The sequence below is a fragment of the Saccharothrix sp. S26 genome, assembly GCF_021390395.1.
In the GTDB taxonomy this organism is placed as follows: domain Bacteria; phylum Actinomycetota; class Actinomycetes; order Mycobacteriales; family Pseudonocardiaceae; genus Actinosynnema.
This window is the reverse complement of sequence record NZ_JAJUWT010000019.1, coordinates 124,168-137,300: the sequence shown is the minus strand read 5'-3', so window position 1 is coordinate 137,300 and position 13,133 is coordinate 124,168. Positions and strand designations below refer to the sequence as shown.

8 protein-coding genes are annotated in these 13,133 nt (G+C 71.2%); 4 read left to right on the top strand and 4 right to left on the bottom strand.

The window, feature by feature from the left end; translation table 11 throughout:
* Position 1 precedes the first annotated feature (1 nt).
* Positions 2-2,806, bottom strand: coding sequence for a family 43 glycosylhydrolase (locus tag LZG04_RS28485; RefSeq protein WP_233822533.1), 2,805 nt, complete (start codon positions 2,804-2,806; stop codon positions 2-4).
* Between the two features lie 685 nt (positions 2,807-3,491).
* Between LZG04_RS28485 and LZG04_RS28480 the strand changes: the two genes are divergently transcribed.
* The 3 genes from LZG04_RS28480 (at position 3,492) to LZG04_RS28470 (ending at position 8,005) form a co-directional block, all read left to right on the top strand.
* Positions 3,492-4,520, top strand: coding sequence for a LacI family DNA-binding transcriptional regulator (locus tag LZG04_RS28480; protein WP_233822531.1), 1,029 nt, complete (start codon positions 3,492-3,494; stop codon positions 4,518-4,520).
* Positions 4,521-4,868: 348 nt separating this feature from the next.
* On the top strand, positions 4,869-6,662 hold the full coding sequence (locus LZG04_RS28475; protein WP_233822529.1) for a glycoside hydrolase family 6 protein: 1,794 nt from the start codon (positions 4,869-4,871) through the stop codon (positions 6,660-6,662).
* Positions 6,663-6,673: 11 nt separating this feature from the next.
* Positions 6,674-8,005, top strand: a complete 1,332-nt coding sequence (locus LZG04_RS28470; RefSeq protein WP_233822527.1) for a glycoside hydrolase family 6 protein — start codon at positions 6,674-6,676, stop codon at positions 8,003-8,005.
* Positions 8,006-8,080: 75 nt separating this feature from the next.
* Here the strand turns inward: LZG04_RS28470 and LZG04_RS28465 are convergent, their stop codons facing one another.
* From LZG04_RS28465 to LZG04_RS28455, 3 genes are all read right to left on the bottom strand, one after another.
* Positions 8,081-9,370: a cellulose binding domain-containing protein gene (locus LZG04_RS28465; RefSeq protein ID WP_233822525.1), complete on the bottom strand. Its 1,290-nt coding sequence runs from the start codon at positions 9,368-9,370 to the stop codon at positions 8,081-8,083.
* 4 nt (positions 9,371-9,374) lie between these two features.
* The gene (locus LZG04_RS28460; RefSeq protein ID WP_233822523.1) at positions 9,375-10,451 is read right to left on the bottom strand and encodes a LacI family DNA-binding transcriptional regulator; all 1,077 of its coding nucleotides are present in this window, start codon (positions 10,449-10,451) and stop codon (positions 9,375-9,377) included.
* Positions 10,452-10,543: 92 nt separating this feature from the next.
* Positions 10,544-11,968, bottom strand: coding sequence for an endo-1,4-beta-xylanase (locus LZG04_RS28455; RefSeq protein WP_233822521.1), 1,425 nt, complete (start codon positions 11,966-11,968; stop codon positions 10,544-10,546).
* 576 nt (positions 11,969-12,544) lie between these two features.
* Between LZG04_RS28455 and LZG04_RS28450 the strand changes: the two genes are divergently transcribed.
* Complete coding sequence (locus tag LZG04_RS28450) at positions 12,545-13,123, top strand: DUF1062 domain-containing protein (protein WP_233822517.1); 579 nt, start codon at positions 12,545-12,547, stop codon at positions 13,121-13,123.
* Positions 13,124-13,133: the final 10 nt, after the last annotated feature.

Here is a 13,133-nt window from a genome sequence, read left to right as displayed (position 1 = left end):
CTCACCGGCAGGTGCGCGCCGAGTAGGGGGCCGAGAGCTCGACCGTGCGCGGCTCGCCGTCGACCGTCGCCGAGGCGGTCACCGTCGCCGAACCGGCCGGCACGTCCCGCGCACGGGTCGTGAACGGGTGGGAACGGGTCTTGCCCGGCTCGACGTCGTGGAAGGACTTCGTCCCGTACGGGGTGCCGACCGAGATGTCCACCGGGACGGCTTCGTGGTTGACGACCTCGACGGTCACCATCACGTGGGGCCCGGCGCACCGGGTGTGCGCGGAGGCCGCCACGGCGACGGGGAACCGCGCCACGCCCAACCGGGCCAGCTCCAGGCTCAACGCCCGCTCGGGCGCGTCGACCTGGTTCTGCGTGCCGAACGCGCCCGCCCGCGCGGCCTGCGCCTTGTCCAGCGCGGCCCGCATCGCGGCCCACGCGTCGGCGGGGTAGTGGTGCTCGTCGAGGGAACGCGCGTGCGCGATCGCGGCGTCCAGGCGGCCGGTGTCCAGCGGCTTGCCCTCGGCGGTCAGCGTGTCGCTCAGCAGGTAGTGGTCGAAGTCGACGTGCCCGCCCGCCTGTCGGGTCGCGTAGTTGAACAAGCCCCACCGGTGGCCCATGAAGTGGGCCAGGCTGCCGTCGAGCGCCTGCGGCCCGACGCGGTCGCCCAGCTCGTGCCAGGTGAGCCCGTCCAGGCTGTAGTGGAAGGTGGTCCACCCCTGGCCGGTCGGCGCGTCGAACTCGACGTCACCCTTGAGGTGGACGGCGGTCGCGTCGCCGAGCGGGACCGCCGTGCCGGGCACGAAGCTCTCCGCGGTCGCCTGGTCGAAGGTGACCGGGAACGGCTGCACCCGGTTGACCACCCCGAGCGTGGCGCGCCCGTCCACCCGTTTCACGGCCACGTAGGAGAAGCCGCGGTTGTACATCGCCAGGCCGGCGACGTCACCGTCCCGCATCCCGGAGAAGTCGAGCTTGGTCTCCGCCGACGACCTCGGCCCGAACGTGCGCTGCGACAGCGTGTTGCGAGCCTGTTCGAACCACGTCAGCTCGGCCCGGTTGGACAGCTTGGTGTAGACGTAGTCGCCGGTGACGACCTTGCCGGTGGTGAGGCGCAACCACCCCTCGCGGTCGGTGAGGGACCAGTAGCGGTTGTCCGGGGCGTGGTTCCACTGCCAGGTGGGGTCGAGCCGCGAGCCGTTGGGCCTGATCTCCGCCTCGGTCGGGTGCTCGGTGGTCACCGGCTGTCCCACCACCGAGACGTCGTCCACCAGGTACTCGACGGTGGACGAGGGCGGCTGCGGGTTGCCCCACGGCGTCTCGATCGCGAACTTCACCTTGCCGGTCGCGGCCGTGCTCGGGACGGTGTACCGGCCGGAGACCGTCGTCCAGCGGCCGGCCGGGACGTCGCCCGCGGCCATCACCTGGACGCCCGCGCCCCAGTCCGCGACCAGGTTGAACCGCACGGTCGCCGGGCCCGCGGCGTACTTCACCTTCGCCGAGACCTGGTAGGTGACGCCGCGTTGCAGCACGCCGTCCAGCGACTGGTTCGGCCCGGAGCCGTTGAGGGTCCGGTTGCCCACCCGCAGGGCCGTCGACCCGGTCGCCGGGTCGGTCCGGTCGAGGCTCAGGGAAGCGCCGAACTGGGCGACCCACGGCGAGGGGTCCGCCGACTCGAAGCCGGGGTTGCGCACCAGCTCGACGCCCAGCAGCGACTCGTCGACCCGGGGCGGGGCCGGGATCGTCCACCGTTCGTCCATGTAGGCCTTGTGCGGCGCGTCGTTGGCGAAGTCGTCCGAGGAGACGACGCTCTTCTGCCGCTCCAGCGCCTCCTGCGCTGGGCTCAACCGGATCGGCTTGTCGAACACGCCGTCCACCGGCACCACGCCGTCGTGGCCGAAGGTGGGCCAGCCGTCCTGCCACGTGGCCGGGATGAGCGCGGGGATGCGGCCGACCGGGAACGAGTCGCGGAAGAACATGCCGTGCCAGTCGGTCCGGCCGTCGTCACGCGTGATCGGCACCAGGCTGCCCTGGGCGAAGCCGTTCGAGTTCAGCACGCCGCGCGCCTGGTAGGGGTTGGCGCCGTCGGTGGTCGCGTACCGGCCGAGCAGGTGCGGCGAGCGGAAGAGCACGACCTGGCGGCCCTGCCCGGCGGGCCACGTGATGATCACGACGTAGTAGTTGCCGTCGATGTACTGCACCTGCGCGCCCTCGAACAGCCCGCCCAGGAACGGTGAGCCGGGGTAGTCCGCGGGCCGCAGGACGTCCGGGTACTCCGCCACCACCTTGGTCAGGCCGCTGTCCAGCTTGACCGCGCTGGTCGAGCCCGACCCGTAGAAGATGTAGGGCGTGCCGCCGTCGCGGTCGTCGAAGAACAGCGACGGGTCGTGGAAGGCGCGCCCCAGCGGCAGCCGGGTCCAGGCGCCGTCCTCGATGTCGTCGGTGGTGTAGAGGTAGGAGCCGCCGAGGTTGTTGGTGTTGAAGGCGACGTAGAACTTGCCGCGGTGGTAGCGCAGCGACGACGCCCACTGCCCCTGGCCGTAGGAGTTCTGGCCGTTGCGCAGCGAGAACGAGTCGCCGATGTCCGCCCGGTCGAAGACGTAGTTGACGATCTCCCAGTTGACCAGGTCGTAGGACTTCATGATCGGCGCGCCGGGGCTGAGGTGCATCGTCGTGCTGATCATGTAGTAGACGTCGCGGCCCTCGTCGTTCTCCGCCGCCGGCACCCGCTCGACGCTGACGTCGGGCACGTCGGAGTCGAGCAGGGGCACGGAATAGGTCCCGTCGCCCCGGTCGGTGGACGTGTACGAGGACCGGGGCATCCATTCCTCCGCTGCCTGGGCGGGCGGGCTGACCGAGGCGAGGACCGCCGCCAGGGCGACCAGGGCGGCGGTCGGCCGTCTCCGGTGCGGGCGGCGGGCATGTCGACGGTGGGCGGGAAAGGGCATGTACGACTCCAGACGCGGTCGTGGGGGAGCGGCGCGCGAGTTCCGGGCAGCACGGGGCGAGGACACATGTGACCGTTAACATCCGGGCCCGCGAAAACCCGGTGATCGGCGGTCGAGGTGTCCTGGTGAACGGCATGGGTCGGCGATGTCAACGCGATGTTGCCCGACAGTGTTAGCGATAACACAAAGGGGTGTCAAGGCTGACCTGCGACGCGGCGCTGGGCGCGGGGCGGGTCCGCGAAACATTTGCGTGGCCGGTGGGCGCGACCAGCGGTGATGGCCGCTAAAAAATGGTGCTCGAATCTTTAGCGCACCCCCGCGTTGACTCCACAAATGGGCCGTGACTACATTGGGATGCTGATCACCGCCGATCAGTCCCGAAGTCGAAACAGTTCGATCGCGGGCCGCCGTTCACCGCTGTGGCACCCCGTTGACGACGACGTCGGGAGTTCCCCTGCGCTGGACCCGGCGGTGCGCTCCGCGCTGCTCGGTCCCTGGTTCGGCGGGAACGAGCGTGGAGGGGGCGGTAGTGGGGAACAGGACATCCGGTGCGCCTGCGATGGCCGACGTCGCCCGGCTCGCCGGGGTTTCGCACCAGACGGTGTCGCGGGTGCTCAACGGGCACCCGTACGTGCAGGAGCAGACGCGCTTACGCGTGCAGGCCGCGATCGACGAGCTGGGCTACCGGCCGAACCGGGTCGCCCGCGCGCTGGTCACCGGCCGCTCCCAGCTGATCGGCGTGGTGGCCCAGAACACGACCCTGTGCGGGCCGGTCTCGCTGCTGGCGGCGTTCGAGCAGGTCGCGGTGGCGGCCGGCTTCGTGGTGACCGCCCACCGGGTGAACGTGCTGGACCGCGAGTCGATCACCAAGGCGTTGGAGCGGCACCGCGACCAGCGGGTGGCGGGCATCGTCGTCATCGCGCCCACGGCGTCGGCGCACGACGCGGTGGACACCGTGCCGCCCGGCGTGCCGCTGGTGATGGTCGACGGCGACGCCGAGCGCTCGACGCCGCTGGTGCGGGTGGACCAGGAGGCCGGGGCGCTCGCCGCGACCACCCACCTGCTGGAGGCGGGCCACCGCACGGTGTGGCACGTGTCCGGGCCCTCGGACTGGTTCGACAGCCTCGGCCGCATCAAGGGCTGGCGGTCGGCGCTGGAGGCGGCGGGCGCGGAGGTGCCGCCGCTCGTCCCGGCCGACTGGAGCGCCGCGTCCGGGTACCGCGCGGGCCAGGTCCTGGCGCGGATGCCCGAGGTCACGGCCATCTTCGCGGCGAACGACCACCTGGCGCTGGGCATCCTGCGCGCGATGAGCGAGCGCGGCCGCCGGGTGCCGCACGACGTGAGCATCGTGGGCTTCGACGACGTGCCGGAGGCGGCCTACTTCATCCCGCCGCTGACCACCGTCCGGCCGGACTTCGGCGCGGTCGCCCGCGACGCCCTGGAGCTGCTGATGGCGCAGATCGCGGGCGACCCGGTGGACGAGGTGCGCCGGGCCTCCACGCCGCTGCTGGTGCCGCGCGACAGCGTCCGACCGCCGGCGCGACCGCGCCGGCGCGTCGCCGAACCGGTCCGGCGCACACCTTCCTGAAAAACTTGCGAAACTGTCTCCCGGTGCGCCCCGGCGAACTCGCGCGCGGTGTGAGCTAAATTCCGCGCGCTATTTTTTAGCCGGGGCCGGCGATTGACTGCGTGATCGCGCCGTGGCTAGATTGAATCGAAGTCGGACCCCTGAATGTGACGGCAGTCGTCGGCGCGCACTCGTGGCGGGCCGACCTGGCGGCGCGAGTGGTCGCGCCTTTCCTCGATTCCGGGTCGAACAGTCTTCCGGTCATGCCGCCGTGGCGGGTGACAATCGGCGACCACACGACTGGGAGCGCTCCCGGAAACGCTGACCCCCTATCCCCCAACACAGCAACGACGCTGCGAGGACATCGGAATGAGAGCAACGAACCTGGCACGCGGCGGCGCCGCTGCCGCCGCCTTGACCCTGTCCGCGGGGCTGTTGACGCTGGCGAGCACCTCGGCCAGCGCGGCTCCGGGATGTTCGGTCGACTACCGGGTCAACCAGTGGGACACCGGCTTCACGGCCACCGTCACGCTGAAGAACCTCGGTGACCCGATCTCCAGCGGCTGGACCCTGGAGTGGGACTTCCCGGGCAACCAGAAGATCACCAACGGCTGGAGCGCCACGTACTCGCAGTCCGGCCAGCACGTGAGCGCGAAGAACCCCTCGTGGGCGGCGTCCCTGCCCACGGGCGGCTCGGCGAGCATCGGCTTCAACGCCTCGTACTCGTCCGCGAACCCCGCTCCCACGAGCTTCAAGCTCAACGGCACCACGTGCGGCGACGGGCCCACGACCACCACGTCCACGTCGACGTCGACCTCCACGTCCACGTCCACCACGACGTCGACGACCACCACGACGACCACGACCACGACGACGGACACGAACCCCGGCGTGCACGTGGCCAACCCGTACGTCGGCGCCAAGGGCTACCTCAACCCCGACTACGTGGCGAACGTCAACAACCTGGCCGACGCGACCGGCGGCGCCCTCGGCACGTCCATGCGCAAGGTCGCCCAGAACTCCACCGCCGTGTGGATGGACCGCATCGGCGCCATCACCGCCGGGCGCGGGCTGACCGGCCACCTCGACGAGGCGCTGCGGCAGGCCGCCGGCGGCACGCCGGTCGTGATCCAGGTCGTCGTCTACGACCTGCCCAACCGCGACTGCGCGGCGCTCGCGTCCAACGGCGAGCTCAAGGTCAGCGAGAACGGCCTGGCGCGCTACAAGGCCGAGTACATCGACCCCATCGCCGCGATCCTGGCCGACCCGAAGTACCGCTCCCTGCGGATCGTCGGGATCATCGAGCCGGACTCGCTGCCGAACCTCGTGACGAACCTGAGCAAGCCCAAGTGCGCCGAGGCCAACTCCAGCGGCGCCTACGTCCAGGGCATCCAGTACGCCCTGAACAAGCTCAGCGCCATCCCGAACGTCTACAACTACGTGGACATCGCGCACTCCGGGTGGCTGGGCTGGGACTCCAACATGGGCCCCGCGGTGCAGCTGATCGCCAACACCATCAAGGGCACCACCAAGGGCGTCAACAGCGTGGACGGCTTCGTGTCCAACATGGCCAACACCTCGCCCACCGACGAGCCGAACCTGCCCGACCCGAACCTCACCGTCGGCAGCCAGCAGCTGCGGTCGGCCACGTTCTACCAGTGGAACCCGTACTTCGACGAGGCCGACTTCGGCACCGAGATGCGCAACCGGTTCATCGCGGCCGGTTTCCCCAGCGGCATCGGCATGCTGATCGACACCTCCCGCAACGGCTGGGGCGGCCCGAACCGGCCCACCGCGGCCACCGGGTCCACTGTGGACGCCTACGTGAACTCCGGCCGGGTGGACCGCAAGCTGCACCGCGGCAACTGGTGCAACCAGGCGGGCGCCGGCATCGGCGAGCGGCCCACCGCCGCGCCGCGACCGGGCTTCGACGCCTACGTGTGGATCAAGCCTCCGGGTGAGTCGGACGGCATCGCGACCAAGACCGACGGCCCGAACGAGGAGGGCAAGCAGCACGACCCGATGTGCGACCCGGCGTACCGCGGTGACGACCAGGCCAACGGCGGCAACCTGACCGGCGCCATGCCGGGCGCGCCGCACGCCGGCGTGTGGTTCCCGGCCGGGTTCACCTCGCTCGTGCAGAACGCGTACCCGGCGCTGTGAGGGGACACGCGATGACGCGGACGAAGCGCGCGTTCGGCGCGTGCGCCCTGTCCGGCGCGCTCGTGGCCGGCGCCGTGGCGCTGGTCGTGGGCGGCGGCACGGCCGCCCAGGCCGCCGACTCGGCGTTCTACGTCGACCCGTCGAGCTCCAGCGCGAAGTGGGTCGCCGCCAACCCCGGCGACTCGCGGGCGGCGGTGATCCGGGACCGGATCGCCTCGGTGCCGCAGGCGCGGTGGTACACCACCAACACCTCGACGGTCCGCTCGGAGGTCAGCTCGTTCGTCGGTGCGGCGGCGTCGGCGGGGAAGATCCCGATCCTGGTGGTCTACAACATCCCCAACCGCGACTGCGGTGGCGCCAGCGGTGGCGGCGCGCCGTCGCACTCGGCGTACCGGGCCTGGGTGGACGAGGTCGCGGCGGGCCTGGCGGGCCGCCCGGCGGCGATCATCCTCGAACCGGACGTGCTGCCGATCATGAGCAACTGCCAGAGCTCGACGCAGCAGGCCGAGACCCGGGCGTCGATGGCGTACGCGGGCAAGAAGCTCAAGTCCGGCTCCGCGCAGGCCAAGGTGTACTTCGACATCGGCAACTCCGCGTGGCTGAGCCCGTCGGAGGCGGCCAACCGGCTGCGCGCCGCCGACGTGTCCAACAGCGCCGACGGCATCGCGTCGAACGTGTCGAACTACCGCAGCACGCCCGACGAGGTCGCCTACACCAAGAACATCCTCAACGCCCTCGGCGACAGCAGGCTCAAGGCCGTGATCGACACCAGCCGCAACGGCAACGGCCCGCTGGGCACCGAGTGGTGCGACCCCGCCGGTCGGGCGATCGGCAGGCCCAGCACGGCCGACACCGGGGACTCCCGGATCGCCGCGTTCCTGTGGGTCAAGCTGCCCGGTGAGGCGGACGGCTGCATCGCGCCCGCCGGCCAGTTCGTGCCGCAGCGCGCGTACGACCTGGCCATCGCGGCCGGACCGACGTCGACCAGCACGACGACGTCGACCACCACCACCACCACGAGCAACAACCCCGGCAGCGGCTGCACGGTGACCCACCGCGTGGTCAGCCAGTGGTCGGGCGGGTACACCGGCGAGATCGTGATCGGGAACCGGGGACCGGCCCTCACCGGCTGGACCCTCACCTTCTCGGCGCCGGGCGTGTCCGTCACGCAGGGCTGGAACGGGACGTGGAGCGACACGGGTGACGCGGTCCGTGTCTCCAACGCGTCCTGGAACGGTTCGCTCCCGACCGGTGGGTCGACGACCATCGGTTACAACGCGAACTACAACGGAACCTCGCCGCCGTTCTCGTCACCCGCCTTGAACGGCACCGCGTGTTCCTGATTCCGTAACCGGCCCTGAGCGCGGTTCCCCGTCCGAACATCGCCTCCGTCGGACGGGGAACCGCGTGCGCCGGCGTCAGAAGTTCTTGCGCTGCACGCTCCACGGCGCCTTGGCGGCCAGCCCCGACGGGTCGAGGACGTAGGCGCGCGCCGTCGGGTTGGCGTTGAGCACCATGTCGAGGAAGTGGACGAGCACCGTCATGCCGTCGGCCATCTGGCTGCCGCCGATGAAGCCGCCGTGCCCGGCCTCGGGCTGCCTGGCCAGCACGGCGGGGACGGTGGCCAGGTCGTAGGTGGCCTGGTTGTTGGCGTAGGCGATGTCGGAGGGGCCGCCGTCGAGGAACAGGGCGGGTGTGTGCAGCTTGCCGACCTCGGAGCGCGGGTAGCCGAACGACCCGTCGGCGAAGAACCCGCTGTTCAGCGAGACCACGGCGGCCACGCGCCGGTCCTGGGCGGCGACGAGCGCCTCCAGGCCGCCGCACGAGTGACCCGCGGTGGCCACCTTGACCAGGTCCAGGCGCTGCCACAGCGGGGAGCCCGGGCGGGCGTGCTCCCGTTCGGCCCACGAGATCGCGTCGGTCAGCAGGGACGGGATGGGGGAGCCGCTGGGCAGGCCGTTGGGCGAACCGTCGACCGAGCCGATGTCGACCACCACGAAGCCCTTCGACGCGATGAACGTCAACGCCCGCGTCACCTCGCTGTTGTTCGTGTGCGCGCACGCGCCGTTGCCGAACGCCAGCACGGGCAGCGGGCGGCCGAGCGCCTGCGGGTTCGACGGCCGGAACACCGTGTACCGGTTGTCGCCGAACGCGCCCTCACGGGTCACCGGGAAGTTGTTCTCCGCCATCGGCCGCGCGGGCGGCGCCGTCGTGGTCGTGGTCGTGGTCGTGGTCGTGCTCGTGGTGGTCGTTGTTGTTGTGGATGTCGTCGTTGTCGTTGTCGTTGTCGTGCCGGTGCAGACGACACCGTTGAGGGTGAACGAGGACGGGACCGCCGCAGGTGCGCTCGTGGTGGCGTTGAAGCCGAACGAGACGGTCGCGCCGGTGGCGAGGCCGCCGTTCCACGCCGCGTTGGCCACGGTCACCTGGGCGCCCGACTGGGTGTGGGTCCCGTTCCACGACTGCGTGATCCGCTCGTCGCCGCGGAACGCCCACGACAGCCGCCACCCGCTCACCGCGTCACCCAGGTTGGTGACGGCGACGGTCGCGCCGAACCCGCCGGGCCACTGCGAGGGGACCGAGTAGTCGACCCGGCACCCGGCGGCCGCGGCGGCGGGCTGGGGCCAGGCCAGCGCCGCGGTGGTCACCGCGACGGCGGCGACGACCGCCGCCGCGGCCGGTCGGATCGGGGAGTGCTGTGCACGCACGTGATCACTTCTCCTTCGAGGGGTGTGCCGGGATCGGCGGGTCAGCCGGTCGGGCGGCGCGTGTGCCGTCGTGCCAGTGGCGGGCGGGCGGGTGCGACGTGCTCGCGCGGTGGACCAGCGAGGTGGGCAGGACGAGCCGGTGGTGCGGCGGTGGTTCGAGGCGGGCGATCCCGATCGCCATCAGGGTCGCCTCGGCGGCCATGTCGGCCAGGGGTTGGCGGACCGTGGTCAGGCCCGGGGTGACCCACACGGCCGGCGGCAGGTCGTCGAAGCCGACCACGCTGAGGTCGTCGGGCACGCGCAGCCCCAGGTCGTAGGCGGCCTGGTACACGCCCAGGGCTTGGGCGTCGTTGCCGGCGAAGACGGCGGTCGGCGGGTCGGGCAGGCGCAGCAGGCGGTGGGTGTGCCTGCGGCCCTCCTCGACCTGGTAGTCGCCTTCGCGGATCAGGGCCGGGTCCGGCGCGATGCCCGCGGCCAGCAGCGCCGCGCGGTAACCGTCCAGGCGCGCCCGCCCGGACAGCGCACCACCCGGGCCGGTGATCGCCGCGATCCGCCGGTGCCCCAGCTCCAGCAGGTGCCGGGTCGCGGCCAGGCCGCCCTCGTGGTTGGCCGCGCGCACGGTCGGGATCTCGGGGCCGGGCTCGGTGAGCGGGTCCACCTGCACGACGGGGATGGCCCGGCCCGCCAGGCGGGCGCGTTGCTCGTCGGTCGGACCGCACAGCACCGCCACGACGCACCGGGACCGGTGCAGCAGGGCGTTCTCGACCCACTTGCCGTCGAACGCGTGCCCGCCCGCGAGTTCGGACACGACCACGGCCATGCGGTGGGCGTCGGCGGCGCGCCGTGCGCCCCGGATGACCTCCATCGCGTACGGGCCGGCCAGTTCGTGCAGGACCAGCTCCAGCAGCGGCGCGGTGACGAACCGGGTCCGCGGCCGGTAGCCGTGGGCCAGCATGATCTCCTCGACCGCGGCGCGGGTGTCGGCCGCGACGTCGCTGCGGCCGTTGAAGACCTTCGACACCGTGGCCGTGGAGACCCCGGCCAGTTCCGCTATCCGGGCGATGGTGTGCGCGGGCTTCATGGGCGGCGTCCTGGCTCCGGTCGGCGGTGGGCGGTTCGGCGGACGCGCGACACCGGCGGTCGGACGGGGTCCGACCGCCGGTGTCGCGGTGCTCAGCGCGAGGTGCAGGTGAGGGAGAGCGCCCCCGCGGTCCCGTTGGCCTGGAAGCCGAACTCGGTGGAACCGCCGGCCGGGAGGCCGCCGTTGTAGGCGACGTTGCCGAACGTCACCGTGCCGGTGCTGCCGCTGCGCTCGGAGTTCCAGGAGTTGACGATCGTCACGCCCGGCGGCAGCGCCAGCGACGCGGACCAGCCGTTGACCGCGGCCGAGCCCGCCGTGACCTTGATCGTGGCCACGAAGCCCGAGCTCCACTGGTCGAGCGCGGACACGGAGGCGGAGCAGCCGGCCGGCCCCTGCGTGGTCGACGTGGTCGTCGTCGTGCTCGTCGTGGTCGTGGTGGTGCTCGTGGTCGTCGTCGTGCTGCTGGTAGTGGTGGTAGTCGTCGTGGTGGACGTGGTCGGGGCCGCGTTCAGGGCGTTCAGCACCGAGGTGTAGGCGGCCTTCTTGTTGCCGTTGTTGTCGAACAGCAGCGGCGTGCCGTAGGAGCGCCACGAGTCGCTGTCGCGGATGCCCCACACGGTGATGCCGGTGCAGCGCGTGACGGCCAGGCACGCCTTGACGACGCGCTCGTAGTTCTGGGCTTGGGCGGTGCCGGAGCCTTCGATGTCCAGTTCGGTGATCTGCACGTCGACGCCGAGGTTGGCGAAGTTCTGCAGGGTCGTCTGGTAGTTGGAGGGCACGGGGCTCTGGCTGTTGAAGTGGGACTGCAGGCCGACGCAGTCGATGGGCACGCCGCGTTGCTTGAAGTCCTGGACCATGCGGTAGACGGCCTGGGTCTTGGCGTGGGTCCAGTCGTCGGTGTTGTAGTCGTTGTAGCAGAGCTTCGCACCCGGGTCGGCCGCACGCGCCGCCCGGAAGGCCGCCTCGATCCAGTCGTTGCCGGTGCGCTGGAGGTTCGAGTCGCGACGCGCACCGGTGGAACCGTCGGCGAACGCCTCGTTCACCACGTCCCAGGCGTAGATCTTGCCGCGGTAGTAGGTGGCGACCTGCGTGACGTGGTTCAGCATCGCCTGCCGCAACGCCGAACCGCTCATGCTCTGCATCCAAGCCGGCTGCTGGGAGTGCCACGCCAACGTGTGCCCGCGGACCCGCATGCCCTGGCCGCGGGCGTGGTTCACGATCCGGTCGGCGTTGGTGTAGGTGAACCTGCCCTGCTGCGGCTCGGTCGCGTCGATCTTCATCTCGTTCTCGGCCGTGACCATGTTGAACTCACGGTTGAGGATTCCCACGTACGTCGAGTCGCCGAGCCTGCCGCCGGCGACCGCGGTGCCGAAGTACCGGCCGCTCTGCGCCGCCGACGCGCCGAGCGTGCTCGCGGCCGAGGCCGTCGTCGCGGTGAGGACCACGGCACTGCCGGTGGCGGCCACCAAGGCTGTCACGAGCGCGGCTCGTGACACTGACCTCGCTGTCAGCTTCATGTGTGACACCTTCTGGAGTGCACCCGTCGCGTTCGGCGGCGGGTGGTGGTGAGAGAACGGGACATCCAGGCGGTGCTCGAAGTGAACCACCGATTGTTCACGCTCACAAGACGGTGAGGGCACTGGCGGTTTTCGCAAACTCGCTTGCTAAAGGTTGCTAAAAGCCCGTGATTGCTCCGTTCGCGGCAACCGGGTCGGGCCATTGGCGGCGTGGCGTTGTTAGCGCAAACATTTCGTACGGCTCGGATAATCCGTTGCCGGTGCGCCGAGGGGTCGCCATCATGGCGAACATGCAGAAGTGATCAGTGACGCACGTGGGGGAGCGCCGGCGGGGCCGAGCCGCTCCGCGCCTCCCACCACCGTGCCGCTCGGAGCCCGCAACGCCTGACCGGCGCGGGTTCCGCTCACCCGACGTGGTGTGCCACGTCGTGCCCGCGCGCCGCCGTGACCCGTCCTCGGGACGTCGGCCGCACGTCACTGGATCCGAGAGGCGATGCCGCGCGCCCGATCGCGCCGTGCCGTCCTGCACGAACCCTGGAGTTCCCCATCACCACGAACGACGTCCACCACACCGACGTGTCCGGCCTCGACCGGAAAGCCCTGTGGGTGGTCAAGGAACTGGGCCTGCCCGCCATCGTCACGCCGTGCGTGGCGTGCCGGTCCACGCGCCACCACCCCACCGGCAAGGTCCGGGAGAACGCGAGCGGCAAGCTCCTCGACGTGTGGCTGCTGATCGGGTGCGCGCGGTGCGGCCGCACGGCGAAGATCCCCGTGCACGAACGGGTCCACGTGCAGGCGCTCGACCGCGAGCGGCTGGTGATGTTCGAGGACAACGACCCGGCGATCGTCCGGCTCTTGGCCATGGACACCGCACTGGCCGCCAAGTCCGCCTACCGGCTCGACTGGAGCGGTACGTGGGAGCTGGAGACCGATTCGCCGTTCTACCGGCCGGAGGAGGACCGGCCAGGGCTCGAGGTCATCGTCAGGTTCGAGTTGCCCGCGCCGGTCCGGGTCGAGAAGCTGCTCATGGCCGGGTTCGGCCTGAGCCGGGCCGCCGTGCGCGGGATGGTCGCCTCCGGGCGCATCCGCCTGCCCCTGGCCGTCGACGCCAAGGCGCGTGAGGACTTCACCTTCTCGGTCGTCGCGTCCGGGTGAGTCCGGTGAC

Excerpts from the sequence above, each read along its gene's own strand:
- LZG04_RS28460 (WP_233822523.1), bottom strand. The coding sequence starts at position 10,451 with ATGAAGCCCGCGCACACCATCGCCCGGATAGCGGAACTGGCCGGGGTC.
- LZG04_RS28455 (WP_233822521.1), bottom strand. The coding sequence starts at position 11,968 with ATGAAGCTGACAGCGAGGTCAGTGTCACGAGCCGCGCTCGTGACAGCC.
- LZG04_RS28475 (WP_233822529.1), top strand. The coding sequence starts at position 4,869 with ATGAGAGCAACGAACCTGGCACGCGGCGGCGCCGCTGCCGCCGCCTTG.
- LZG04_RS28480 (WP_233822531.1), top strand. The coding sequence starts at position 3,492 with ATGGCCGACGTCGCCCGGCTCGCCGGGGTTTCGCACCAGACGGTGTCG.
- LZG04_RS28485 (WP_233822533.1), bottom strand. The coding sequence starts at position 2,806 with ATGCCCCGGTCCTCGTACACGTCCACCGACCGGGGCGACGGGACCTAT.
- LZG04_RS28470 (WP_233822527.1), top strand. The coding sequence starts at position 6,674 with ATGACGCGGACGAAGCGCGCGTTCGGCGCGTGCGCCCTGTCCGGCGCG.